Genomic DNA, 24,052 nt, shown 5'->3' with positions numbered 1-24,052 from the left:
GTATTTATTTCTTAATCACTTTAACCCCGCCGGTTTCGGTATCGGTCTTTATTTCTACTACATAGATCCCGGTTGGTAGGTTGGTCAAATCTACCGGTATCGTTTTTTCGCCTTTGATCTCCGTACGGCTGATCGTTCTTCCGCTCAAATCGTATAAAGTTGCTGTTCCTTTGCTGTAGTCAAAGCTTACAATTACATTGGTAAAATATTCCGTCGGGTTCGGTACCGCTTCCAGATCAATTCGGGCTTTCTCTTCCTTGTCCTTGTCTTTGAGCTTTACCACCCAAAAGTCATTACCGCCTTTGGCTGTCTTTTTGTCTTTTGAGGCAGTGCCGTTTGAGGTACCTGCCAAAAGATACCCCCATCGCGGGTTTCCAACAAGCGTTTCATCACCTCATCGCCTTTGCTTCCTACCGTTTGACTCCAAAGTTCCTCTCCGTTAGACTTGATCTTTAAAGCAATATAATCGTTGATCCCTTCTTTGTCTTTCCTGATGGTTTTAACAGGTGTTTTTTGTCCGCTTTTGTCCGCTTCACTCTGGGCGTAACCGCCAATGATAAACGTACCGTCTTTGTTCTCTACCAGTGAGGTTAAGATATCGGCTTTACCATAGTTATACGTTTGCTGCCATTCGATCTCACCCGACTCATCGAGCTTTAACACCCAGAAATCGGTTCCTTCACGGTTGGTCTTTGATTTGGAATACGTCGCTCCGGAATTGGAGTTCCCGCCTAACAAATAACCGCCATCCCGAGTGGGGATCAAAGCATTGAGATTATCGTCCTTTTCCCTCCGTAGGCTCTTTGCCAGTCGATCTCGCCCTGCGCATCGAGCTTCACGATCCAGTAATCTCCCAAACCGTAGTTCTCTTCTGTTTTATCGCCCGAAGCCGGAGAGTTGGAATAACCTCCTAAAATATAACCGCCGTCTGTAGTTGGTTGAATGCTGCGCAATTCGTCCACATATTTTCCGCCGATGGTTCTTTGCCATTCGATCGTTCCGGCTTCGCTGAGTTTTACAACCCAAAAGTCCAGATTCCCTCGCGAATCTTCTGATTTACCATACAAATCGGGAGTTTGTCCTTCCGGAGTTATCGTTTTATTGGAAGAGGAAGTTCCGCCTAAAATATAGCCGTTGTCTTTGGTCTGGGCAATGCTTAAAAGCTTTTCCATTCCGCTGCCGCCAATGGTTCTTTGCCACAGTTGTTGGCCTTTAGCATTGAGCTTGATGATCCAGAAGTCTTCTTTACCTTTGCTATTTTCGGTTTTGTCGGAACCTTTATCGGAAGCGGAAGTACCGCCGAGGATAAATCCCCGTCACCGGTAAGGCTATGCTTTGCAACAGGTCTTCTTTGTTGCCGCCAAAGCTCTTTTGCCAGTCCAAATTGCCGTGCTCGTCCATCTTCCAGACCCAGTAATCCAGATCGCCTTTGTTCTTTTCGTCTTTGTTGCCGTTTTTTCCGGAAACCGAACTTCCGGCCAGGATAAATCCGTAATCAGGCGTCGGTATGGCATCGTATAAGTATTCGGCATGTTTGCCTCCATAGGTCTTTTCCCATAGGATATCCTGCGCTGAAGCGATGGCAGGAATCAATAATGCAGGGAAAATAGCGGTTAAGCGTAATTTTATTCGCATTGCATTTTATTTGTAATTAAATATGGATAAATGTATATTTTTTTTGTAATACGAAAAGGCAAATAGTTGTTTTTACGGTTTTTTCAGTTTTAACCGGATATTTTAAATGTTTCTTAAATTTTTAAGGTTTTTTATCTGCATATTTTCTTTAAACTGTAGTTTTTATCTAAAAAAATACAGCGACTAAAAAATCAACACAGTGTCAAAATCGTACTCAAAATTGTTTTTTTCGGCATTTTGTGTCAATTTTTTTGATAGATTTTTTTTGACACAACAATTGTGGCATTTCTTTTTAAACTATTTTTTTGCTACAAAACGTGTGATTTTTTTCTAATGTGATTTTTTTGGATACAGTTTTTCTATATGAAAAAGAGAGGTTTTCAGATAGACGATAGATTGGAAACGATAAGAATAGATAGAAATAAAATGTAGAGCGAATCTTTTTTGGAAGATACTGATTGTATTGATTCTAATATTGTTATTGACAAGTGAATTGTTTTTTAGTATTTGGACTATACTAAATTAATGGGTAATCAATCAGGAAGACGTGGTTTGACTCTCAATTTAGAATATAAAAAAGCCGATTAATTATCGGCTTTTTTATATTTTTCATCAATATCAGCTGTCAGTGTTTTTAAGAAAGCAACAATATTATTAATCTCAGTTTCAGATAACTCTTTGTTAGTTTGCAGTTTACCCATGATCTTAACAGCGTCTTCTAACTTTGCTACTGAACCGTCGTGAAAATATGGATATGTTTTTTCAACATTTCTAAGACTCGGAGTTTTAAACATGAACTTATCCGTTTCATTTTTTGTCAGGTCATATATACCGTTATCTGTCGTTTTACTTTTAGTGTACTCCCAATAATTTCCATATAAACCGAATTTTTGCATCATTTGTCCGCCTATAGCCACACCGCTATGGCAGGTGATACATCCGTTGTTGATAAAGGATTTCAAACCGGCTTTTTCAGTTTCGTCTAAGGCATTGTCGTTCCCGTCTAACCATTTGTCAAAACGGCTTTCTGGCAGCAACTTTCTTTCAAAAGAGCCTATAGCATTCGTTAAATTAGCATAGGTAACAGGTTCCTTATCGTTAGGATATACAGATTTGAATAATTTTTGATATTCTTCAATACCTCTTAGGCGGTTTATTAAAAAGTCTTCAGACGGAATAGCGTGTTCTACCGGATTTAAGATTGGCATGCCGGCTTGTTCTTCCACATCTTTAGCCCGACCGTCCCAAAATTGTTTAAAGTGCAATGAAGCATAAATAACACTGGGAGAATTTCTGTTTCCGAAGGCTTTAGTATCGCCAAGTGAAGTAGGTGAGTTGTCTACACCGTAAGTGTCCAGATTATGACAGGAATTACAACTGATCGTTCCGTTTTTAGACAAACGTTTGTCATAATATAACTTTTGTCCTAAGCGTTCTTTATCATTTAAACGATCATCAAACCTAACAGAAGTAATATTGACAGGGTTGTTTAATTGCTGGAAATTTTCCGGAATATTTTTATTTGAAACAGAGGAAATTGGTTTGAAATAATCATCAGCTTCAACCATAAGTGCTGTTTTGACCTTGGTGTCAGCGAGCGGAATTTCTTTTGGCTCATCATTCTTACAAGAAATAAAACTTAGAATTGCCAATAGAGCTATATTTTTTTTCATAGGTCGGATTTTGTATCAAAAATAGTAAAAAAGCAAGTTGTGGTGCGTAACAAATGTAACTTACATTACAAAAAATAGCCCGAAGGCTATTTTTTATTTTTTAAGAACAGTGTCCAGAACTTTTTGCTTGTCCAGTTTCTTCGTACAGAAGAACCAGTCTTTACAGTCAAGTGTTTCTGCATCTTCCATTCTTTCTTTGGCTACACCGCAAGAACCTGCAGTAGGAACAATAACATCATCTCCCGGTTGCCAGTCAGCCGGACATGCGACCTGAAAAGCATCAGCAGTTTGTAAGGCTATTAAGGCTCTGTAAATTTCCTGAAAATTTCTACCGATGCTTAGCGGATAATATAAAATGGTTCTGATAATACCTTTCGGGTCAATAAAGAAAACAGCTCTGACTGCTTGTGTACTGCTTTCGCCCGGTTGTATCATCCCGTATCGTTTAGAAACTTCCATTGAGATGTCCTCAATCAAAGGAAAAGTTACCTCAATATCTTTCATTCCTTTGTATTCAATTTTCTCTTTGATCGTTCTTAACCAGGCAATATGACTATATAATCCGTCTACTGATAGTCCTACTAATTCACAATTGGCCTCATTAAATTGTTTTTCCATATTGGCAAACGTCATAAACTCAGAAGTACAAACCGGAGTAAAATCGGCAGGATGACTAAAAAATATAACCCATTTTCCTTCATAGTCTTTAGGGAAATTAATAGTTCCCTGAGTTGTTACTGCTGTGAATTCAGGTGCTTTTTCACCTATTCTCGGCATAAATGTTACTTGATCTTCCATAATAATTATAATTTTTGTTTAACATTAATTTTAATATTGCAAATATCAGATCAACTAATAATGTTATTTGTCTTAATAGTATTTGTGTATTAAATAATTTTATTGTAAATTTATATTTAATAAATAAAATCTATTTAAATATTGAAACGTTCTATATTAAATCAGATTGTGTAACATGTGTTACCTCAAAAGTAGAGTTAGCGTTATATTTTTGATAAAAACTAAAGAAATGAAAAATAGTATATGGTTTTTCGGTTTATTGTTATTGGTTAGTTGTAATAACAAGAAATCAGATTATCAGGAAGTTAAAACTACTGAGGATTCAGTCAGTATGGTTCAGTTTGAACCATCTGAAGCCAAAGAGCTAATGGAAAAACATTGCTATTTATGTCATAGCCCAAGTGCTGCAGAACAAGAAGGGCGTATCGCTCCGCCTATGGTTGCCATAAAAGGACGGTATATTACGATGCAGAGTTACACTAAAGCAGAATTTATAAAAGCCGTTACCGATTTTGTTGCGGAACCAACAGCTGATAAAGCATTGATGAACGGAGCTGTCAAGCGTTTTGGCGTTATGCCGAAGCAAGCTTTTCCGGAAGGCAGTGTTGCTAAAATAGCTGAGTTCATGTATGATTATCAAATTGAAGAACCGGATTGGTTTGCGGAACATTGGAAAGGAAATCATGGTGAATTTAATTGGAAACAAAGCGGGAAACAATTTCAGGAAGAAGCAAAAGAAAAAACCTATGCTGATATTGGTCTGGAATATGCTTTGGGAACCAAAAAGGTTTTAGGTAAAAATCTTATGGGAACTATACAAAAAGAAGGAACCGAAGCTGCTTTAAAATTTTGTAATGTAAGTGCAATGCCATTGACGGATAGTATGTCTGTTCACTATAATGCAGAAATTAAAAGAGTTTCCGATAAGAATAGAAATCCGAACAACAAAGCATCAGCAGAAGAATTAGGTTACATAGAACAATTCAAAAAAGATTTGTCTGCCCAAAAGGAAATCCAGCCTATAGTAGTAGAAGAGACCGAAAAAGTCCATTTCTATTATCCGATCGAAACCAATACCATGTGTTTACAATGCCATGGAAAACCCGAGAATATAAAACCGGAAGTTTTGAAGAAGCTCAAAACTTTGTATCCGAACGATCTGGCAACAGGTTATGCAGAGAATGAAGTAAGAGGAATTTGGAGCATCACGTTCGACAAAAAATAATGAAAAAGAAAACATACCTTATTACAGGAATTGGAGTAATTATCGGTTGTATTGCCGGTTATGCCTATTATTACTATGTGGGTTGTGCATCAGGAACCTGTGCCATAACGTCAAAACCGCTAAACAGTACGCTTTACGGTGGTTTAATGGGCGGTTTATTGTTCAATATGTTTGTTACTTCACCTAAGAAAGACGATAAAAAATGAAAGATTTTTGGAATAGTCGTTATGCAGAAACTGATTTTGCATACGGTGCTGAGCCTAATGAATTTTTAAAAGAGTACCTTGACTTTTTACCCAAAGGCAAAATTTTATTTCCGGCAGAAGGCGAGGGCAGAAATGCTGTTTTTGTAGCTCAAAACAATAGGGAGGTCTGTGCTTTTGACATGAGTGAGGAAGGGAAGAAAAAAGCGTTGGATTTAGCAGAAATAAAAAAAGTATCATTAGATTATGAAGTTTGTAGTGCAATGGGAATGCCCTATAAACCTGATAGCTTTGATGGTTTAGTACTGATTTTTGCTCATTTTCCGAAATCCATTCGCAAAGAAGTACATCAAAAGCTATTAACTTTAGTAAAGCCAGGCGGGAAAATTCTTTTTGAAGCTTTTAGTAAAGAACAATTGAAATATTCATCCGGTGGACCAAAGGATGTAGAAATGCTTTTTTCACCGGAAGAAGTAAAAGAGGAATTCCCGGGAGTTGTTTTTGAACAGTTGGAAAAAAAAGTTATTGTTCTCAACGAAGGAAAATACCATCAGGGAGAAGGTTCTGTTATTCGGTTTTTAGGAACCAAAGAATAAATAAAAAAGTCGGAAGATTTTTCTTCCGACTTGACTGGCTTTATGTTGGTTTTTATTAAAATTTATAATTCACAAAGAATGTAAAATTACGTCCCGGTTCTGTAATCGGAACTCTTCCGTAACCTGCTACATTGTTGAAGGCAAACGTTAAGTGGTTGTTGTAATATTGGTCAAATAAATTCAAAACACCTGTTCCTAATGAAAGGCTCTCAAAAGGCTTATAGCCTAATTTTATATCCATAACTTCATAGCCGGATGTGGCAATCTCATCATAGCTATATGAAATTTTGTTTTGTTTAGCAGTCAGTGTGTATTGTGCACTAGCCCAAAACTTTTTGATCTCATAACTCAATTTCAAGCGGGTGATCAAAGGAGGTGTTAAAGGCAGACTTTCGTTAAAATCTTTGTTTTCGGTATAGGTATAAGAAATTTCAGTGCTAAAATTAAAGTGATTTGCAAAATCAGCATTAGCATATATTTCAAAACCGGTTTTTAGCGCATTATCAATATTACGGAATACTTTCGGATGAATAGGCGGAGTTGTCGGGTTATATTTTCGAGTTAAACTTTCGTCTATAACACCTAAAATATAGTTTTCGTAAATTGAGTAGAAAACAGACGAACCGAATCGTAGCTGAGAAACAAAGCCATTAAAATTATGTTTTCCATTGAATCCGATTTCAAACTGGTTGTTTACTTCCGGTTTTAAATACGGATTCCCGACATATTCGTAAGTGTCTCTTCCTATGTTAAAAAAAGCAATATAGCGTTCTTCAATTGTAGCCGCTCTTGTTCCTCTACCAAATGAGAATTCAATGTTATAGTTCGGATTGAAAGTGTATTTGTAGGAAACCGTTCCGCTGTAATTGGCTTCGGTTTGCTTGTCTAAGTTGGGATAAAGTGCGGCAAATGTAGGATCCAGATCTTTAGCTTCAGCAGCAATAAAATCCATTCGCGAACCTATTGTTACCACAGACTTATCTGATGTTTTAATTTTGGCTTCCGCAAAAACTCCGGTATCGTTTGTATAACTGTCTTGCCAAACTTTGTCGTAAAAACTCATTGGCATAGGCAATGGGTTACCATTCATGACTTTAACTAATCGGTCTCTGCCACCATCTCGTGATAAGTTAACCATATCCACTCCGGTAAATAAAACGACTTTCGGGCTGAATTGCCATTTAGTCTCTATTTTTCCGCCATAAGTTAAAGCTTCCACATTTGAAACAGCCTCCATCATCATAAAAGAAGGTCTTCTGGTATTACTCATAGTATGGTCTACATACGAGTAATATAGTTTTGAAGTTAAACTTTTAAATGTTTTATGTGTACTATTCCATTTGTAGTCTAAAGCAGCCAGAGTACTATTGTCTTCATCGGTATCCATCGGTAATCCGGCATGTAAAACATCCCGTCCGAAATTTTGTTTGAAAGATGCCTGTAAGCGTTGATTTTCTGTAATGTCGTAACCTGCTTTTAAGCCATAATTAGTACTTCTGAAAGAAGAAGGAATCTCATTTTGGTTTCCGTCCTCATAATTTCCGTAATCTCGATAGCTTACATTTCCGGTGAAATCAAATTTCTTGATCTTGGTACCCAATTCCAGCATATTTACAATAGATTTTCCATTGCTTTCATAACCGGAAGATAATGACCCACTGATTTTTTTCTCGTTATACGCCGGGGTTTTGGTAACCAGATTGATCAGTCCGGCAAAAGTATTTCCGTAGCGAACGGAAAACGGTCCTTTGATGATCTCAATTTTAGTGACTTCTTCCGGGTTTACTAAAGTAGTTACCGGATCCATGCGATTAGGACACGCATGAAAAGCCTTGGTCCCTCCGTCGATCTGTACATTTAATTGTTCGTATTGACTAGCTCTGAACGAAGGGTCAACCGCATAATTTCCTCTTTTTATTAAAGAGAATCCGTTGATGCCCTGAAATAATTCACCCGAATTTTTAGGTTGAACCACCTTTTCGGTATAATCTTGTTTTACGATTACTTGGGCAGGATCATTGATCTGATTTCCTGTTACTAAAACTTCATTTAACAATGTTACTTTAGTAGAGTCAGTTGTGTTTTTTTGATTTTCCTGCGCATGAGATACAGTAAAGGCTAGTAAGCCTAAACTCATTATTATTTTTTTCATTTTAATTAAATAAAGTCAAACTTGTGCCATAACCGTTTTTTAAATGAATGCAAAACAGCTAAGGCAATAAAAAATTGATATTGAAAGTTAAAATGAAAATTGAGGAGGATGATCCAATTCTGTGAGAGTTGTCAATGAATATAAATCCGGACAATTCCAGAAAGTCTTTTTTAAAATTAAATACGGATTAAAAAAGGCAAAAGTTTTTTCAATATTTTGAAAAAATGTAATTTCGATATCCAGAAAAAATTGTTTTTCAGCGTTTTCTTTTTGATTTTCTTTAGCGATCTTGGCTAAGTGGCATTTACCGTTACATTTTAATTCCGGCTTGTCCTTGTTAATACAGTATTTTTCAGTGAACGCTTTGTTGTTAAAGGTATATTCAAATTGTAAAATGACCACTTTAATGTTAAACAGGAAAAGACTGCTAACAATGAGAAAAAGGAGTGTATTTTGTACAACTTTTATCAAAATAAAAGGCTGAGATCCGTTTTTTTAGAAAATATAAAGCAAATTTTGGTAAAAAAATAATACTAAAAGGTGACAAATGTCACATAACGTTTTTTCGTGATATCTTACTTTAGCTGATATGAAAAATATAAATTGGAAAAGAATGCTCTTTTCGAACTGGCATGTAATGCGTATAGTTCGTTTAGTTTTGGCTATAGGAATAAGTTTTCATGCTTACAAAAGCGGTGAAAGTTTCTTTTATTTATTCGCCTTGTATTTCTTAATACAAACTATCTTTGATTTTGGCTGCCAATCCGGTAGCTGCCCCTTAATGAAAAGGAATAAGTTATGGAAAATACATTATTAGAAATTATTCAGGATGAAAAGCCTGCTTTAGTTGAATTTACAATTGCAGATTGTGATCCTTGTGAAATGATGGCGCCAACCTTAAGGCAAGTTAAAAACGTTTTCGGAAAACGAATAAATGTGAGTATAATTACGGTAAACAGTTTAGATGAGATAGCCGAAAAATACAATATCAAATCAGTCCCTACAACAGCCCTGTTCTGTAAAGGAGAAATCTTATGGCAATCTTCATCAGTATTGTCTAAACAGGAAATTATTAATATTGTTTTAGATAAGATCGATAGTTGAGATTCTGGATTTACATAGTAGTACCCTATCTTTTTATAATTACACTTTTGCCTTCTGTCAGAGCGCTTAAGTTGCAATTTAGTGCAATGAATGATCTGGAGTGTAGTTATCAGGGAACAACGTGTGAAATGGGTAAATTTATTGCAGATTTGAATTTTAGCTCTGTTCAATGCGTCAAAGAAATGAAATTAGAGTTAGAAGAACACCTGTATATGGTTTATTCCCAAAAACAAAGTCAGTTCTTTTATACACTTTCCTTACCAACCCCGTTCAAAATTTCATCTGGCGACCGCCTAAAAAGTTGTTGTAATTCTCTTTACAAACATACTATTAATCAATAATTACAACAAGATGAAAAAAATATATTTTATTCTTGTGCTGGCGCTGTTGCAGTCAGTACACTCTCAAAGTACGTTCCCGTATGACGTGGTTTTAACACCTGTTACAGTAACAGGATTACCGGGATTGCATTCTTACGCTTTTGGACAACATAACGGCAAATGGTTGATCGTTGGTGGAAGAAAAGACGGAATCCATGCACGCCAACCTTTTAATGCTTTTCCGGAAAACCAGAATAATACGGATCTTTATGTGGTGGATCCTACTGCCAATCAGTTTTGGAGTGCCTCTGTAAATGTATTGCCGACAGGTTTACAAGAACAATTGCAATCGACTAATATGAATTTCTACCAAGATGGAGATACATTATACATTATCGGCGGTTATGCTTTTGCTACTTCTGCCAATGACCATATCACACATGATAAATTAACTGCTGTAGATGTTCCCGGATTAATAACAGCTATTGTTAATAATACATCAATTAGTCCTTATTTTAAACAAATTACAGCGCCTGAATTTGCTATAACCGGAGGACAGTTAGGAAAAATAGGAACGGATTTTTATTTGGTAGGAGGACATCGTTTTGACGGAAGGTACAATCCTATGAACGGTCCTTCATTTACGCAAACCTATTCTAATGCTATCAGAAAATTTCAAATTGACAACTCAGGAACACAACTCAGTATTTCAAATTATACAGAGATATCGGATGCTACTCATTTACATCGTCGTGATTATAATTTAGTTCCTCAGGTTTTTCCTGATGGTGAATTAGGCTATACTATTTCGTCAGGAGTTTTCCAGATCAGTGTCGATTTACCGTTTTTGTATCCTGTAGACATTAAAGCCGGCGGTTATATTCCGCAAACACAATTTAATCAGTATTTGAGTAATTATCATAGCGGAAGTGTAGGGCTTTATAATGCGACCTTAAACGAGATGCACAGTCTGTTTTTTGGCGGAATGAGTCAATATTATTATCAAAACGGGACATTGATACAGGATGATACAGTTCCTTTTGTAAAGACCATCAGCAGGGTTTCAAGATTAACGGACGGAACGCTGGAAGAATACCAATTACCTGTTGAAATGCCGGCTTTAAAAGGTTCGGGAGCAGAGTTCATTCCGAATAAAACCTTGCCGCATTATACGAATGAAGTTATTCAATTGGCTAATATTACTGCAAATGAGTTTGTGATCGGTCATTTGTACGGTGGAATTTTAACCTCTTCTGTATCGGCATTTACAGATAATCAAACCGATCTGACTTCTGCGGATACTTCAATTTATGAAGTCAAATTGGTGTACAATCCGACCTTATCAGTTTCCGGTATCGACGGAAGTAATCCTTTTACTTTTAAAGTATATCCGAATCCGACAAACGGAGATGTGGTTAAACTGACTTTTAATGCTCCTTATGCAGCATCACTGGAATACTTAGTCATGTCGATTGACGGTAAGATAATTTCTGACGGTATTATTACTGATTTTCAACCGGGAAATAATTCGATGAGTTTTGACCTGGAGTCACCTAATGATCAGGTTGTTATGCTTACATTGATTTTTGATAATAAATTTTTTGTAACACATAAGGTTATTAAAAATTAAAAAATATTAAGAAGTAAGTATTTTACTAAAGCAAAATTTCAGGTGTACGAGAAATTTTTCGTAACTTTTCGACTGTAAAATTTAACACATTTTTGTAATGGTTGTTACAGTTAAAAAGATGTAAACACCTGAAATTTGTGCAAAATTAATTATCATGGAAGAAATGCTATTTTATGACAGAATGCAATTTGCATTTACAGTCACATTTCATTACTTGTTTCCACAATTAACCATGGGCTTGTCCTTACTCATTGTGTACTTTAAGTGGAAATTTCTAAAAACCCATAATGAAGAGTACAACGATGCCGCCAAATTTTGGATGCGGATTTTTGCATTGAACTTTGCGATGGGAGTTGTTACCGGAATCCCTATGGAATTTCAGTTTGGAACAAACTGGGCGAAATTCTCCGAGTTAACAGGAGGAATCATAGGACAAACGCTCGCTATGGAAGGGATGTTCTCTTTTTTCCTGGAATCTTCATTTCTGGGATTGTTTTTGTTCGGTGAAAAGCTCTTAGGACATAAACTTCACTTTTTAACCGGTTTTCTGGTGTTCTTAGGTTCCTGGATGAGCGGTTTTTTAATTATCGCAACGCATTCCTGGATGCAAAATCCGGTAGGATATGAAATTTTAGCCAATGGTAAATTTGTACTCAATAATTTCGGAGCATTATTTACCAACCCTTGGCTTTGGCCTTCTTATTTACACAATCAGGCAGCTTCAATTGTAACCAGTTCATTTGTAGTTACCGGAATAGGAGCTTTTTATATCTTAAGTAAAAAGAATCTTGCATTCGGCAAAATGTTCGTTAAAACAGGAGTGATTTTCGGTTTGATATCTTCAATGATAGTGGCTATGCCTACAGGTGATTTGCTGGCAAAAAATGTGGTAAAACACCAACCAGTTACTTTTGCCGCTATGGAAGGGATCTTCCATACTGAAGAAGGAGGGTCTGAAATTGTATTGATCGGTCAGCCTGATGTTCAGAATAAAAAATTAGACAATAAAATTGCTGTTCCTAATATTTTAAGTTTTCTGACCTATGGAAATTGGGATCAGGAAGTAAAAGGATTAAATGAATTTCCGGAAGAAAACTATCCGACCAATATATCAGGTCTGTATTACGGATATCATATTATGGTAGGCTTAGGAACTATCTTTATCGGAATGATGTTTTTAGCGCTTGTCCAATTGTTTCGGAAAAAACTGTTTGAAACCAAGTGGTTATTGTGGGCGTTTATGTTTGCTATGCCTTTTCCTTATATAGCGAATACAACCGGATGGTATACTGCTGAATTAGGGCGTCAGCCTTGGTTGGTTTATAATTTGATGCGAACAAATGCCGGAGCATCTCCTACAGTATCATCAGGTAATACCTTGTTTACCTTCTTAGGCTTTATAGGTTTATACCTGTTGTTAGGAATGCTATTTTTAATATTAGCCGGAAAAATAATCAGAAAAGGACCTCATCCTCAAACACACTAAGTCATGGAATATTTTTGGTATATTATATTAGTCGCAATGTTAGCCGTTTATGTTGTTTTAGACGGTTATGATTTCGGAGCAGGAATTATTCATTTGTTTTTTGCAAAGACGGAAAAAGATAAAAAAGCAATAACTAATGCTATCGGCCCGTTTTGGGACGCCAATGAAGTCTGGCTTATAGCGGCAGGAGGGGTGTTGTTCTTCGCTTTTCCAACCTTATACGCTTCTTCTTTCAGTGGATTCTATCTCCCTTTGATGATGGTGTTATGGTTGCTGATCTTTAGAGCTATAGGTTTAGAATTGAGAGGTCAGATACATCATCCGATGTGGGAAGCTATCTGGGATAAAGCTTTCGGAATTGCCAGTTTATTGTTAGCCTTGTTCTTCGGAGCAGCTCTGGGGAATGTAGTCAGAGGTGTAAATTTAGGAATGGTTGAAAATGGTGTTGCAACGCAGGAAGCACATTATTTCTTTTTACCTTTATGGAATGAAAGCTTCAGTCCGCAAGCAGAACATTTAGGAATTATTGATTGGTTTACACTGATGTTAGGCGTTATTGCTGTTGTGGCTTTGACCATTCACGGAGCCAATTGGATTATCTTTAAAACCAATTCGGAATTGAACACCAAATTAAAAGATGTTGTTTTTAAACTGAATTTTGTTTTGTTTGCGTTAGTGATTGCATCATTATTGATCTGGCACATTATTGAACCGCAACCTTTTCATAATTTTATACAATATCCGTTTCTTTGGGTTTTGCCGGCTATTACTTTTACTGGCTTGTTTGGTTTGTTCAAAGTAAAAAGTTTCAAAAAAGACGGTTATGGGTTTTTATTTTCAACCTTGTTTTTGTTAGGCGGCTTGTCTTCAACGGTGGCTTCAATTTTTCCTAAATTATTGCCATCAACGAATGAGATCAATCCGTCATTGACCGTTGAAAATGTAGCGGCTCACGAATACGGTTTGTCTATGGGAATGGCATGGTTCTTTGTAGCTTTGGTTTTGGTGTTAATTTATATGGTAGTACAATACCGTGTATTTAAAGGAAAAATGGATGACGTAGGCTACGGCGAACATTAAAAAATAAGAAGTAAACAACTTCACTTTGAGCTTGTTTACTTTTTTTTAGTATTTTTGTTAACCAAATGGTTAAACTAAACAGTTAATGACAACTGAAGAGAAAATATTTAATGCTGCACGGACTGTGTTTCAGCAGAAAGGATTTGCGGGTGCCAGAATGCAGGAAATTGCAGATGAAGCCGGGATCAACAAAGCGATGCTGCATTATTTTTTTAGAAGTAAAGAGCAGCTTTTTAAAGCTGTATTTTTAAATGCTTTTTATCAGATTGCTCCCCAGATGAATGAAATTTTTAATTCATCGGATTCGCTTTTTGTGAAGATTGAAAAGTTTACGGAGAATTATATTTCATTTGTGAAGAAGAACAGGTTTTTACCGGCTTTTATTATTCAGGAAATGAATAACAATCCGCAATTTGTTAAAGAAGTTTTGTCAAATGAAGCAAGGCCAAATCCTATCAAATTAATCAAACAAGTTCAGGAAGAAATGGAGCAAGGAATCATAAAAAAGATGAATCCGAAACAGTTGTTGCTCGATATTTTTTCCATGACTGTCTTTCCTTTTGCGGCACAAACTCTGGTTAAAGGAATTTTAGAGATTTCAGAAGAAGAATTTGAGGTCTTATTAGAAGAACGAAAAAAACACATTACCGAACAAATTATTAATGCTATAAAACGATGAAAAGATACCTGTTGCTATTGGTTCCTTTTTTTACTCTGGCGCAAGAAAAAGTGAGCCTCAGAAATTGCTACGATGAGGTAGAGAAAAATTATCCGGTAGCATCTCAATACGAGCTTTTGGCTGAAAAAGGAGAATTAGAGACAAGCTCTATTAATAAAGCAAAATTGCCCAAGCTTGATGTAAATGCACAGGCAACGTATCAATCAGATGTAACTAAGATGCCGATTTCATTACCGGGTGTTACGGTAGATCCGTTGAACAAAGATCAATACAAAGCGACGTTAGATGCCTATCAGTTATTATATAACGGAGGTTTTGTAAAAGCGAATGCCAACCTGAAACAAGCGCAAACTAAAGTAGCGCAACAGCAAGTGGCTGTGACCTTGTATCAGCTTAAGGCAAAAGTAAACCAACTCTATTTTACAGTATTGTTGTTACAGGAACGGGTTTTATTGTTACAAGCCAAAAAAGAATGGTTGCAAAAAAGAATAGAAGAAGTAAAAGTAGGCGTAAAACATGGCGCATTGTTACCGTCATCAGAACAGGTTTTACAAGCTGAGGTATTGAAAATAAACCAACAGATAATAGAACTCAATGCCGATAAACAAAAGAATATCGAAACCCTGAAGTTGCTTACAGGAATTTCAATTTCTACGGATTCACAATTTGAAATTCCGACAGAGTCAACACAAAGTGTCGAAGGTATTCGTCCGGAAATTACGTTATTCAATTTACAGTCCGAACAATTAGATTTTACTAAAAAAGTAATCACTAAATCAAGATTTCCTAAGATTTCTGCTTTTGCACAGTTAGGTTATGGTAATCCGGGTTTGAATATGCTTAAAAATTCCTTCGAAACTTTTTATATGACCGGTCTGAAATTGAATTGGAATGTATTCGATTGGAACAAAACCAAAACCGATAAGAAAGTATTGGATATTGCTAAAAATATTGTCTCAACAGAACAAGAAACTTTTGAACTGAATCAAAAAAGTCAGTTGCAGGAAACAGAAAAAGAGATACAAAAAGCAGAAGCGTTATTGCAAAGTGATGAAGAAATAATTGACTTGAGAACTGAAATAGCTCAGGCATCCGAAGCGCAAATGAAGCATGGTGTTATTACAACTGCCGATTATTTAGTCGAGGTAACTAATCTTTTTGATGCTAAGAACACTAAAAAAATACACGAAGTACAATTAGCTTTAACAAAAGCAAATTATAATGTAATTAAAGGAAACTAAACATGAAATCAATGAGAAAAATACTGTTTTTACTGCCGGTTTTTAGTCTTTTAGCTTGCGGGAATGGTGCTGATGAAGCTGATGCTTACGGAAACTTTGAAGCAACAGAAGTAACCGTTTCGGCAGAAGCAAACGGAAAAATAGAATCTTTAAAATTAGATGAGGGTGATGTTTTAAAAGCAAACGAGCAAGTAGGACTGATAGATACGCTTCAGTTATATTTTGCCAAAGAACAACTCAAAGCAACACAGAATACCGTTGCCTCAAAAACAGCAGTAGTCTCTACACAAGAAAAAGTTTTACAGGAACAACTTAAGACCACATTGATCGAGCAGAAACGGATACACGATATGTTTGCGGAAAAGGCGGCGACGCAAAGACAGGTCGACGAAATTGACGGGAAGGTAAATGTGTTGAATGAGCAGATAACAAATGTTAAAACGCAAAATAGACCGATAGTAAATGAAGTAAAATCGGTAGCAGTGCAGGTAGCTAAAATCAACGATCAAATTGAGAAGAGCAAAGTCGTAAACCCGATAAACGGGACTGTTTTAGCCAAGTATGTTGAACCGGGTGAAGTAACGGCTTTTGGAAAACCATTGTATAAAATAGCCGATGTTTCACAACTGACATTAAGGGTTTATGTAGGAGAGAAGCAATTGCCACAGCTGAAAATAGGTCAGAAAGTAAATGTGAAGATTGATGTTGAAGACGGGATGAAAGACTACAGCGGTACGATTTCATGGATCGCTTCGAATGCAGAATTTACGCCTAAGATCATCCAAACGAAAGAAGAACGTGTGAACCTGGTCTATGCGGTAAAAGTTTTGGTAAAAAATGACGGAAGTCTGAAAATAGGAATGCCGGCAGAAGTTTGGTTAAAACAAGAATAAAATGAGCATTGTCGTTCAAAATATTTCTAAAAAATTTAAAAATGTTCAGGCACTTCAGGATGTTTCTTTTGAGGTGAAAAGTGGTGAGCTATTTGGTCTTATCGGTCCTGACGGAGCCGGAAAAACAACGCTTTTTAGAATTTTAACCACTCTTTTAGTGCCGCAGAACGGACAAGCTTCTGTTGTTGGTTTTGATGTGGAAAAAAAATACAAAACCATTCGTAACCGTGTAGGGTATATGCCCGGAAGATTTTCCTTGTATCAGGATTTGACTGTAGAGGAGAATTTAACCTTTTTTGCTACGATTTTCGGAACGACCATAGAAGAAAACTACGATTTAATTAAAGATATTTATGTTCAGATAGAACCTTTTAAAGACAGAAGAGCCAAAGATTTATCTGGTGGAATGAAGCAAAAACTGGCGTTGTGCTGTGCTTTGATTCATGCACCTGAAGTACTGTTTTTAGATGAACCGACAACCGGTGTGGATCCGGTATCGAGAAAAGAGTTCTGGGAAATGCTCAAACGATTAAAAAAGCAAAACATTACTATTTTAGTCTCTACCCCCTATATGGACGAAGCGTCACTTTGTGATAGAATAGCTTTTATCCGAAACGGAAAGATTTTCAAAATAGATACACCGGAAAATATTGTGCAAACTTTTGAACCGATCATCTACGAAGTAATCGCTGAGAATATGTATTTATTGCTTCAGGATCTGAAACAGTTTCCGGAAACTAAAAGTGTGTTTTCTTTCGGAGAGAGTATTCATTATATCAATAATGACCCTCGGTTTAAAACAGAAGATTTACAGCAGTATCTGGATCAAAAAGGACATTATAATTTCAGTATACGCCGGATTAAAGCAAGTATAGAAGATGTGTTCATAAATTCAGATGAAGAATAAGCTTATGGAACAAGATACTATCATTCAGGTCGAAAATCTAACCAAGCAATTCGGTGATTTTACAGCTGTGAAAGGAATCTCTTTTGAAGTGAAAAAAGGAGAGATATTCGGTTTCTTAGGTGCTAACGGAGCCGGAAAAACTACAGCCATGAAAATGTTGATCGGAATTTCAAGACCAACTTCCGGGACTGCGGTCGTAGCAGGATTTAATGTAGCTAAGGATGCTAATGAAGTAAAGAAAAATATTGGCTACATGAGCCAGCGATTTTCGCTGTATGACGATCTGACTATTAAAGAAAATATTCGTTTTTTCGGTGGGATATACGGCTTAAAACCAAAACTCATTCAGGAGAAAACAGTTGAACTGATTAAAAGACTGGATATGGAAAACGTGGCAGACGAAAGAGTAGGGCAATTGCCTTTGGGATGGAAACAAAAACTGGCTTTCTCAGTGGCTTTGTTACACGAACCTAAAATTGTTTTTCTGGACGAACCCACCGGGGGAGTAGATCCTATAACCCGCAGACAATTTTGGGAAATGATTGACGAAGAAGCCCATAACGGAACCACTATTTTTGTAACGACACACTACATGGACGAAGCTGAATATTGCACCAGAGTGTCTATTATGGTGGACGGAAAAATTGAAGCTTTGGACACTCCGAAAAAGCTCAAAGAGCAGTTTAAAGTTTCCGGAATGAACGAGGTTTTTTTAAAATTGGCTCGAAATGTCGAATAACAAATGGTGTATCTATGAAACGTTTTTTAGGCTTTGTTAAAAAAGAATTTTATCATATATTCAGAGATAAACGCTCCATGTTTATTTTGTTCGGGATGCCGGTTATTCAGATTATGTTATTTGGCTTTGCTATTACGAACGAAATTAATAATGTGAATATCGCTATCTTAGATAAATCCAATGATGTTGAAACAAAACAATTGATCTCAAAAATTGATGCTTCACGTTATTTCAATATCGAACAAAAATTACAATCCGATACAGAAATAGAATCGGTGTTCAAAAGAGGTAAAATAAAGTTAGTATTAGTATTTGAAAAAGATTTCGGGCAAAAATTAGCCAATCAGGACCAGCCGGAAATACAGATCATCTCTGATGCTACTGACCCTAATGTAGCTAATACAGCCACAAACTATGCTAATGCCATCATTCAAAATTATGTTAGGGAAGAAAGTGATGGGCAAACAAAACCTTCCGGTATTGTGTTAGATTCCCGATTTCTGTACAATCCGGATATGCGAAGTGTGTATACTTTCGTTCCGGGAGTAATGACTGTGATCTTAATGTTAGTTTCTGCTATGATGACTTCCATCTCCATCGCTCGTGAAAAAGAGATCGGCACAATGGAAGTATTGTTGGTTTCTCCCTTGCATCCGTTTCAGGTGATCTTGGGAAAGGTATTTCCGTATGTGTTTTTATCTGTGATTAACGCTATAGTCATTGTTTCGCTTGGTGTTTTTGTTTTTGGAATGCCTGTCAAAGGAAGCTTATTGCTTTTAGCAGCAGAAAGTATTTTGTTTATTGTAACCGCATTGTCTTTAGGTATTTTGATCTCGACTATTGCACAATCTCAACAAACAGCTATGCTGATTTCTATGATGGGATTAATGTTACCGGTTATTATCTTGTCCGGATTTATTTTTCCTATAGCCAGTATGCCGTTGCCCATGCAAATTATGAGTAACATTATTCCGGCTAAGTGGTTCATCATAATTATAAAAGCAATTATGTTAAAAGGAGCTTCGTTCGCTATAATTTGGAAAGAAACGTTGATCCTGTTCGGAATGACATCGTTCTTTATTTTGTTAAGTGTAAAGAAATATAAAATCAGATTAGAATAATGCGACTGTTATTATATATCATACAGAAAGAATTTAAACAGATCTTTAGAAATAAAGGAATGTTACCTTTACTTATCGTAATGCCGGTTATGCAATTGCTTATTTTGTCGAATGCAGCTAGTTTTGACATTAAGAATATTAAGATCGCTATTGTAGATCATGACCATTCAAAAATGTCGAGAGAGTTACAGTCAAAGTTCAGTGCTTCTCCTTATTTCAACGTAACCTCAGAAATGCAGACAGCCAAACAAGCTGATATTGCAATGCAGGAAGGAACTATAGATGTGATCTTAGAATTTCCGTATCAGTTTGAGCAAAATTTAATGAAAGATAATCTGGTACATATACCGGTACGGATCAATGCAATTGACGGAGCTACTGCCGGAGTGGAGAATGTGTATATAACAGAAGTGATCCGCAGTTTTAGTCAAAATATTTTAATGAGTACATTTCATCAGTCAGGGAACCAGTACACATTGCTAAGCGTTGAGCCCATACCTTCTTTTTGGTACAACAAAACACTGAATTACAAAACATATATGGTTCCGGGTATCTTGGTATTACTTGTTACAATGCTTACTTTGTTCTTGTCTGCCATGAACATTGTAAGAGAAAAGGAAATAGGAACATTAGAACAGATCAATGTTACTCCCATTAAAAAATACCAATTCATTATAGGTAAACTTTTTCCGTTCTGGGTAATCGGGTTAGTTGTACTTACTATAGGCTTGCTAATTGCTAAATTGGTCTTCAATGTTCCTATTGTTGGGAATATTGCTTTAGTATATTTGTTTACGGCATTATATTTGTTCTTGGTTTTGGGATTGGGATTGTTTATTTCTAACAATGCTCAGACACAACAACAAGCCATGTTTGTTGCTTGGTTCTTTATGGTGATTTTTATTTTAATGAGCGGTTTATTTACACCGATAGACAGCATGCCGGTTTGGGCGCAAAAACTAACCCTGTTAAATCCGATACGCTATTTTGTTGAAATGATCCGAATGGTCATGCTCAAAGGAGCAGGATTAAAAGAAATACAATTGCATTTAGTCGTTATTGTATCGTATGCTTTTGTGGTGAATGTTTTGTCAGTTTTGAGTTATAAAAAGGTAAATTAACCATTTTTGCTTCGCTTTGCAGATACCTGTTGGAGAAAATCATAAAAAAATAATAAAAGTGAAGTATAATTAGTAGAAATTTCTATATTTGCTTCCTAAGTTTAAAGAAAAGTAGTTATAAAATTAAAAATTAAGAAAATGAAAAAGTTGGTTTCAATGGTCGCTTTAGCAGCGTTCGTATTAGCTTTAAATGTAAATGCTCAAGAGCCTAAACAAGAGAAGAAAGCTAAAACAGAAAAATCGTGTTGTGCAGATAAAAAATCTTGTGATAAAGATAAGAAAGCATCTTGCGGTAGTGAGAAAAAAGCAGGATGTTGCGCATCTAAAAAAGCGGAAGACAAAAAATAATTTGAATTTTGTTTAAAAGTAAAAGGGTTACGGAAACGTAACCCTTTTTTTTATGGAGTTAAGGTTTTGATTATCTGTATCTTTTGTTACGGTAAAACTTCTTTTTAAGTACTAAATTTGGGAATAACTTAATTGAAATGCTATGAGAACCACTCTATTAAAAACAGGATTTATTTTGTTAGTACTCGTTCTATCCGGCTGTAGTGATAACGATGATAACAACAATTATGAGCCATTGACAGTTACTGAACAAAATAGTTTGCTTTTTATGCTGGAAGAAGAAAAATTAGCTCGTGATACTTATCGGTATTTAGATGACCTTTGGAGTTTAACTGAATTTGAAAATATTAAACAAAGTGAGCAAAGTCACATGGATGCTATTGCACAGCAATTAGATCGTTATAATATTTCTTATACAATCTTACCGGAAGGACAATTCAATAACCAGAACTTACAAGATTTGTATGATCAATTTGTAATAGACGGACAAGCTAATCAAGTGGCAGCTTTAACAATAGGAGCAACTATTGAAGATCTGGATATAGTTGATCTGCAAGAAGAATCTTTACTTATAAACAATTCTGCCGTACTGAATGTTTACGAAAGTTTACAATGCGGTTCCCGCAATCATTTAAGAAGTTTTGTTTCTGCTCTGGATAATCTGGGGGAAACATATACTCCTCAATATTTAACACAGGAAGAATATAATACTATAATCACGTCACCTCATGAACAATGTAATTAAAATAATAGCAGTGACCTTTTTATTTGGAATCCAAATGATAGCAGCACAGGAATCTTCTGCCATAGATTACCGTTACCTGTGGGAGGAAGAAAAATTAGCCCATGATATTTACGATGCTTTGGGTGAGAAATGGGATTTACGGATTTTTCATAATATCAAGCAAAGTGAAAGCCGTCACATGGAAAGTGTAGAAGTGATAGTTCAGACAAAACAAATAGCATTTGAATTATTTTCTGAAAGAGGAAAATTCCATAATCAAACTTTGCAAAAGTTGTACGATAGACTTTTAGCACAAGGATTGCAATCACCTAAAGAAGCTATTGAAGTAGGACGAATTATTGAAGAAACAGATATAGCTGACCTCGAACTTCTTTTAAAAGCAGAAATCCCTGCGTATGAAAAGCAGATTTTAGAATCACTCCTTTTTGCCTCAAAAAATCATCTGGCTGCTTTTAAGAGAAACGCTAACCGATTCTGATTTAGTTAAGTGTGTAACAATTGTTGCTGTAAGACAGAAGCCGTTAGAATAATTTTGACATAACAAAACTAATCATAATGTCCAAGATAGTCATACTAGGTGCGGGAATTGCAGGACATACTGCAGCAGCACATTTAAGAAGAAAGTTAGGGAAACAACACGAAGTATTGGTAGTTTCTCCTAATAGAAATTACCAATGGGTTCCTTCCAATATTTGGGTAGGAATCGGAAGAATGAAACCGAAAGATGTAATTTTTCCCTTAGAACCATTGTATAAAAGAAAAGGAATAGGATACAAACAAGCTAAAGCGGTCTCTTTCCATCCGGAAGGAGATGCACAGGAACCGAAGCCTTATATATTGGTAGAGGGTGTTTTTGGTGAAAATCAGGGAAAACAGGAAAAAGTGACCTACGATTATTTGGTCAATGCAACCGGACCCAAATTAGCTTTTGATTTGACTGAAGGCTTACAACCGGGAACAAACAACGTGTATTCCGTTTGTACTTACGATCATGCTACACATGCTTCTGAGGCTTTACACAAGCTGATTAATGAATTGAAAAAATCTGATAAAAAAGCTAAGATATTAATTGGAACCGGACATCCGAAGGCAACCTGTCAAGGAGCAGCGTTTGAGTACATACTGAATGTAGAAAAAGAACTGCAAAAGTTCGGAGTTCGGGATAAAGCCGATATTACTTGGATCTCTAATGAATATGAATTAGGAGATTTCGGTATGGACGGAATGTTGCTGGATTACAACGGTTTCAATATGAAATCTTCGGATATGGTCGAAATGGTCTTTGAAGACCGAGATATCAAATGGATTTTAGGAGCCGGAGTGAATAAAATTGAAAAAGGGAAAGCATATTATGAAAATTTAGAAGGAGAATACAAATCTGAAGAGTTTGATTTCGCCATGCTTATTCCTGCCTTTTCAGGACATGGTTTTAAAGCTTACGACAAGAATAATCAGGATATAACCGATAAGTTGTTCAAAGGATTTATGATCGTAGATGCCGATTATACTCCGAAACCATACGAAGAATGGACAGTTCAGGATTGGCCGGAAACGTATCAGAATCCTTCTTATAAAAATATTTTTGCACCGGGTATAGCCTTTGCGCCGCCACATACTATTTCAAAACCGCGCAAAAGTAAAAACGGAACAGACATTTTTCCGGCACCGCCACGAACAGGAATGCCGTCAGGTATTACCGCAAAATTAGTAGCTGACAACATTATTGACAGTATAAAAGCAGGAAAAGAATCCCTGCACCACAAAGGATCAATGGGTAATATGGGAGCTGCTTGTATTGCTTCGGCAGGTTATGGATTAACACAAGGTAGCGGAGTCAGCATAACAACATATCCTATTGTGCCCGATTATAAAAAATATCCGGATACACAAGGTAGAGATATCAATAAAACCTTTGGGGATATAGGTTTGGCAGGACACTGGGTAAAATTAGCTTTGCATTATGCCTTTATTTGGAAAGCAAAAATGCGTCCGTTTTGGTGGTTGATTCCGGAATAATAAATTAAAACAGAAAGAAAAATGGCACAAAGAATATCAAAATCTCAAAAGCGTAAAATGCAGAACCCTATTATACAGTTTTTTAAATTTTTGTATCTAAACATCAGAATTTTAAAGATTGTTGCCGGAGGGCATGGTGGTACGCGATAAGAAATTCATCGACGATGTTGATGATTGTTTTTAGTTTTATTGGTTAGTAAAGGAAGCATCTCTCAGGAGGTGCTTTCTCTATTTTGTGATAAATGTTGCATAGCAATGTAACTCTTGTTACTGATTGTGCAGCCGTTGCAGTCTAAATTTGCTATAAAATTAAGTTAAAAGCAAGAAACATATCATTTTT

27 protein-coding genes are annotated in these 24,052 nt (G+C 36.2%); 19 read left to right on the top strand and 8 right to left on the bottom strand.

Annotated features, from left to right (window positions below):
- Window positions 1-4 precede the first annotated feature (4 nt).
- The 6 genes from DI487_RS16240 to DI487_RS03090 form a co-directional block, all read right to left on the bottom strand.
- Window positions 5-283 carry a T9SS type A sorting domain-containing protein gene (locus DI487_RS16240; RefSeq protein ID WP_245896313.1) on the bottom strand — a complete coding sequence of 93 codons (279 nt, stop codon included), beginning with the start codon at window positions 281-283 and terminating at the stop codon, window positions 5-7.
- On the bottom strand, window positions 277-765 hold the full coding sequence (locus DI487_RS16235) for a hypothetical protein (RefSeq protein ID WP_245896523.1): 489 nt from the start codon (window positions 763-765) through the stop codon (window positions 277-279). The genes DI487_RS16240 and DI487_RS16235 overlap by 7 nt, the downstream gene beginning before the upstream one ends.
- Window positions 762-1,172: a hypothetical protein gene (locus DI487_RS16230; RefSeq protein WP_245896521.1), complete on the bottom strand. Its 411-nt coding sequence runs from the start codon at window positions 1,170-1,172 to the stop codon at window positions 762-764. The genes DI487_RS16235 and DI487_RS16230 overlap by 4 nt, the downstream gene beginning before the upstream one ends.
- 106 nt (window positions 1,173-1,278) lie before the next feature.
- Window positions 1,279-1,635, bottom strand: coding sequence for a hypothetical protein (locus DI487_RS16225; protein ID WP_245896518.1), 357 nt, complete (start codon window positions 1,633-1,635; stop codon window positions 1,279-1,281).
- Between the two features lie 584 nt (window positions 1,636-2,219).
- Window positions 2,220-3,308: a cytochrome-c peroxidase gene (locus DI487_RS03095; protein WP_109568360.1), complete on the bottom strand. Its 1,089-nt coding sequence runs from the start codon at window positions 3,306-3,308 to the stop codon at window positions 2,220-2,222.
- Window positions 3,309-3,401: 93 nt separating this feature from the next.
- The gene (locus DI487_RS03090; RefSeq protein ID WP_109568359.1) at window positions 3,402-4,106 is read right to left on the bottom strand and encodes a peroxiredoxin; all 705 of its coding nucleotides are present in this window, start codon (window positions 4,104-4,106) and stop codon (window positions 3,402-3,404) included.
- Window positions 4,107-4,335: 229 nt separating this feature from the next.
- Between DI487_RS03090 and DI487_RS03085 the strand changes: the two genes are divergently transcribed.
- From DI487_RS03085 to DI487_RS03075, 3 genes are read left to right on the top strand one after another with little or no spacing between them, the layout of a single operon-like run.
- Window positions 4,336-5,331 (top strand): Tll0287-like domain-containing protein, encoded by a 996-nt coding sequence (locus DI487_RS03085; RefSeq protein WP_109568358.1) that lies wholly within the window; start codon window positions 4,336-4,338, stop codon window positions 5,329-5,331.
- Entirely contained in the window at window positions 5,331-5,537 is a 207-nt protein-coding gene (locus tag DI487_RS03080; protein ID WP_109568357.1) for a DUF6132 family protein, read from the top strand. The genes DI487_RS03085 and DI487_RS03080 overlap by 1 nt, the downstream gene beginning before the upstream one ends.
- Window positions 5,534-6,130: a class I SAM-dependent methyltransferase gene (locus DI487_RS03075; protein ID WP_109568356.1), complete on the top strand. Its 597-nt coding sequence runs from the start codon at window positions 5,534-5,536 to the stop codon at window positions 6,128-6,130. The genes DI487_RS03080 and DI487_RS03075 overlap by 4 nt, the downstream gene beginning before the upstream one ends.
- Before the next feature lie 55 nt (window positions 6,131-6,185).
- Here DI487_RS03075 and DI487_RS03070 read toward each other — a convergent pair whose 3' ends face one another.
- Window positions 6,186-8,282, bottom strand: a complete 2,097-nt coding sequence (locus DI487_RS03070; protein WP_245896514.1) for a TonB-dependent receptor domain-containing protein — start codon at window positions 8,280-8,282, stop codon at window positions 6,186-6,188.
- Window positions 8,283-8,369: 87 nt separating this feature from the next.
- Window positions 8,370-8,684: a hypothetical protein gene (locus tag DI487_RS03065; RefSeq protein ID WP_109568354.1), complete on the bottom strand. Its 315-nt coding sequence runs from the start codon at window positions 8,682-8,684 to the stop codon at window positions 8,370-8,372.
- A gap of 396 nt (window positions 8,685-9,080) precedes the next feature.
- Here DI487_RS03065 and DI487_RS03055 point away from each other — a divergent pair, with 396 nt between their 5' ends.
- The 16 genes from DI487_RS03055 (at window position 9,081) to DI487_RS16445 (ending at window position 23,862) form a co-directional block, all read left to right on the top strand.
- Entirely contained in the window at window positions 9,081-9,386 is a 306-nt protein-coding gene (locus DI487_RS03055; RefSeq protein WP_109568352.1) for a thioredoxin family protein, read from the top strand.
- Between the two features lie 351 nt (window positions 9,387-9,737).
- Complete coding sequence (locus DI487_RS03045) at window positions 9,738-11,336, top strand: hypothetical protein (protein WP_109568350.1); 1,599 nt, start codon at window positions 9,738-9,740, stop codon at window positions 11,334-11,336.
- Between the two features lie 154 nt (window positions 11,337-11,490).
- A complete protein-coding gene (locus tag DI487_RS03040) occupies window positions 11,491-12,822 on the top strand; it encodes a cytochrome ubiquinol oxidase subunit I (RefSeq protein WP_109568349.1) in 1,332 nt (443 codons plus the stop codon).
- A gap of 3 nt (window positions 12,823-12,825) precedes the next feature.
- On the top strand, window positions 12,826-13,902 hold the full coding sequence (gene cydB, locus DI487_RS03035) for a cytochrome d ubiquinol oxidase subunit II (RefSeq protein WP_109568348.1): 1,077 nt from the start codon (window positions 12,826-12,828) through the stop codon (window positions 13,900-13,902).
- Between the two features lie 85 nt (window positions 13,903-13,987).
- Window positions 13,988-14,581 carry a TetR/AcrR family transcriptional regulator gene (locus DI487_RS03030; RefSeq protein WP_109568347.1) on the top strand — a complete coding sequence of 198 codons (594 nt, stop codon included), beginning with the start codon at window positions 13,988-13,990 and terminating at the stop codon, window positions 14,579-14,581.
- The gene (locus tag DI487_RS03025) at window positions 14,578-15,822 is read left to right on the top strand and encodes a TolC family protein (RefSeq protein ID WP_109568346.1); all 1,245 of its coding nucleotides are present in this window, start codon (window positions 14,578-14,580) and stop codon (window positions 15,820-15,822) included. Before DI487_RS03030 ends, DI487_RS03025 begins: the two co-directional genes overlap by 4 nt.
- Before the next feature lie 11 nt (window positions 15,823-15,833).
- The gene (locus DI487_RS03020; RefSeq protein ID WP_109570588.1) at window positions 15,834-16,715 is read left to right on the top strand and encodes an HlyD family secretion protein; all 882 of its coding nucleotides are present in this window, start codon (window positions 15,834-15,836) and stop codon (window positions 16,713-16,715) included.
- A gap of 1 nt (window position 16,716) precedes the next feature.
- Window positions 16,717-17,622, top strand: coding sequence for an ABC transporter ATP-binding protein (locus tag DI487_RS03015; RefSeq protein WP_109568345.1), 906 nt, complete (start codon window positions 16,717-16,719; stop codon window positions 17,620-17,622).
- 4 nt (window positions 17,623-17,626) lie between these two features.
- A complete protein-coding gene (locus tag DI487_RS03010; protein ID WP_109570587.1) occupies window positions 17,627-18,361 on the top strand; it encodes an ABC transporter ATP-binding protein in 735 nt (244 codons plus the stop codon).
- 14 nt (window positions 18,362-18,375) lie between these two features.
- A complete protein-coding gene (locus DI487_RS03005) occupies window positions 18,376-19,482 on the top strand; it encodes an ABC transporter permease (RefSeq protein WP_109568344.1) in 1,107 nt (368 codons plus the stop codon).
- Window positions 19,482-20,603, top strand: a complete 1,122-nt coding sequence (locus tag DI487_RS03000; RefSeq protein ID WP_109568343.1) for an ABC transporter permease — start codon at window positions 19,482-19,484, stop codon at window positions 20,601-20,603. The genes DI487_RS03005 and DI487_RS03000 overlap by 1 nt, the downstream gene beginning before the upstream one ends.
- Before the next feature lie 138 nt (window positions 20,604-20,741).
- Window positions 20,742-20,951: a hypothetical protein gene (locus DI487_RS02995; RefSeq protein WP_109568342.1), complete on the top strand. Its 210-nt coding sequence runs from the start codon at window positions 20,742-20,744 to the stop codon at window positions 20,949-20,951.
- A 142-nt stretch (window positions 20,952-21,093) separates the two neighbouring features.
- The gene (locus DI487_RS02990) at window positions 21,094-21,696 is read left to right on the top strand and encodes a DUF2202 domain-containing protein (RefSeq protein WP_109568341.1); all 603 of its coding nucleotides are present in this window, start codon (window positions 21,094-21,096) and stop codon (window positions 21,694-21,696) included.
- Complete coding sequence (locus DI487_RS02985; RefSeq protein WP_109568340.1) at window positions 21,680-22,174, top strand: DUF2202 domain-containing protein; 495 nt, start codon at window positions 21,680-21,682, stop codon at window positions 22,172-22,174. Before DI487_RS02990 ends, DI487_RS02985 begins: the two co-directional genes overlap by 17 nt.
- Window positions 22,175-22,251: 77 nt before the next feature.
- Window positions 22,252-23,712 carry an NAD(P)/FAD-dependent oxidoreductase gene (locus DI487_RS02980; RefSeq protein WP_109568339.1) on the top strand — a complete coding sequence of 487 codons (1,461 nt, stop codon included), beginning with the start codon at window positions 22,252-22,254 and terminating at the stop codon, window positions 23,710-23,712.
- A 21-nt stretch (window positions 23,713-23,733) separates the two neighbouring features.
- Window positions 23,734-23,862: a hypothetical protein gene (locus DI487_RS16445; RefSeq protein ID WP_256475980.1), complete on the top strand. Its 129-nt coding sequence runs from the start codon at window positions 23,734-23,736 to the stop codon at window positions 23,860-23,862.
- Window positions 23,863-24,052 lie beyond the last annotated feature (190 nt).

Origin of the sequence: Flavobacterium sediminis (genome assembly GCF_003148385.1) — a bacterium.
GTDB lineage: Bacteria > Bacteroidota > Bacteroidia > Flavobacteriales > Flavobacteriaceae > Flavobacterium > Flavobacterium sediminis.
Note: the sequence above shows the minus strand (reverse complement) of the source record. Positions and strands in the feature narration are given on the sequence as shown.

Excerpts from the sequence above, each read along its gene's own strand:
- DI487_RS16230 (WP_245896521.1), bottom strand. The coding sequence starts at position 1,172 with ATGGAAAAGCTTTTAAGCATTGCCCAGACCAAAGACAACGGCTATATT.
- DI487_RS16225 (WP_245896518.1), bottom strand. The coding sequence starts at position 1,635 with ATGCGAATAAAATTACGCTTAACCGCTATTTTCCCTGCATTATTGATT.
- DI487_RS03095 (WP_109568360.1), bottom strand. The coding sequence starts at position 3,308 with ATGAAAAAAAATATAGCTCTATTGGCAATTCTAAGTTTTATTTCTTGT.
- DI487_RS03090 (WP_109568359.1), bottom strand. The coding sequence starts at position 4,106 with ATGGAAGATCAAGTAACATTTATGCCGAGAATAGGTGAAAAAGCACCT.
- DI487_RS03085 (WP_109568358.1), top strand. The coding sequence starts at position 4,336 with ATGAAAAATAGTATATGGTTTTTCGGTTTATTGTTATTGGTTAGTTGT.
- DI487_RS03080 (WP_109568357.1), top strand. The coding sequence starts at position 5,331 with ATGAAAAAGAAAACATACCTTATTACAGGAATTGGAGTAATTATCGGT.
- DI487_RS03075 (WP_109568356.1), top strand. The coding sequence starts at position 5,534 with ATGAAAGATTTTTGGAATAGTCGTTATGCAGAAACTGATTTTGCATAC.
- DI487_RS03070 (WP_245896514.1), bottom strand. The coding sequence starts at position 8,282 with ATGAAAAAAATAATAATGAGTTTAGGCTTACTAGCCTTTACTGTATCT.
- DI487_RS03055 (WP_109568352.1), top strand. The coding sequence starts at position 9,081 with ATGGAAAATACATTATTAGAAATTATTCAGGATGAAAAGCCTGCTTTA.
- DI487_RS03045 (WP_109568350.1), top strand. The coding sequence starts at position 9,738 with ATGAAAAAAATATATTTTATTCTTGTGCTGGCGCTGTTGCAGTCAGTA.
- DI487_RS03040 (WP_109568349.1), top strand. The coding sequence starts at position 11,491 with ATGGAAGAAATGCTATTTTATGACAGAATGCAATTTGCATTTACAGTC.
- cydB (WP_109568348.1), top strand. The coding sequence starts at position 12,826 with ATGGAATATTTTTGGTATATTATATTAGTCGCAATGTTAGCCGTTTAT.
- DI487_RS03030 (WP_109568347.1), top strand. The coding sequence starts at position 13,988 with ATGACAACTGAAGAGAAAATATTTAATGCTGCACGGACTGTGTTTCAG.
- DI487_RS03025 (WP_109568346.1), top strand. The coding sequence starts at position 14,578 with ATGAAAAGATACCTGTTGCTATTGGTTCCTTTTTTTACTCTGGCGCAA.
- DI487_RS03020 (WP_109570588.1), top strand. The coding sequence starts at position 15,834 with ATGAGAAAAATACTGTTTTTACTGCCGGTTTTTAGTCTTTTAGCTTGC.
- DI487_RS03015 (WP_109568345.1), top strand. The coding sequence starts at position 16,717 with ATGAGCATTGTCGTTCAAAATATTTCTAAAAAATTTAAAAATGTTCAG.
- DI487_RS03010 (WP_109570587.1), top strand. The coding sequence starts at position 17,627 with ATGGAACAAGATACTATCATTCAGGTCGAAAATCTAACCAAGCAATTC.
- DI487_RS03005 (WP_109568344.1), top strand. The coding sequence starts at position 18,376 with ATGAAACGTTTTTTAGGCTTTGTTAAAAAAGAATTTTATCATATATTC.
- DI487_RS03000 (WP_109568343.1), top strand. The coding sequence starts at position 19,482 with ATGCGACTGTTATTATATATCATACAGAAAGAATTTAAACAGATCTTT.
- DI487_RS02995 (WP_109568342.1), top strand. The coding sequence starts at position 20,742 with ATGAAAAAGTTGGTTTCAATGGTCGCTTTAGCAGCGTTCGTATTAGCT.
- DI487_RS02990 (WP_109568341.1), top strand. The coding sequence starts at position 21,094 with ATGAGAACCACTCTATTAAAAACAGGATTTATTTTGTTAGTACTCGTT.
- DI487_RS02985 (WP_109568340.1), top strand. The coding sequence starts at position 21,680 with ATGAACAATGTAATTAAAATAATAGCAGTGACCTTTTTATTTGGAATC.
- DI487_RS02980 (WP_109568339.1), top strand. The coding sequence starts at position 22,252 with ATGTCCAAGATAGTCATACTAGGTGCGGGAATTGCAGGACATACTGCA.
- DI487_RS16445 (WP_256475980.1), top strand. The coding sequence starts at position 23,734 with ATGGCACAAAGAATATCAAAATCTCAAAAGCGTAAAATGCAGAACCCT.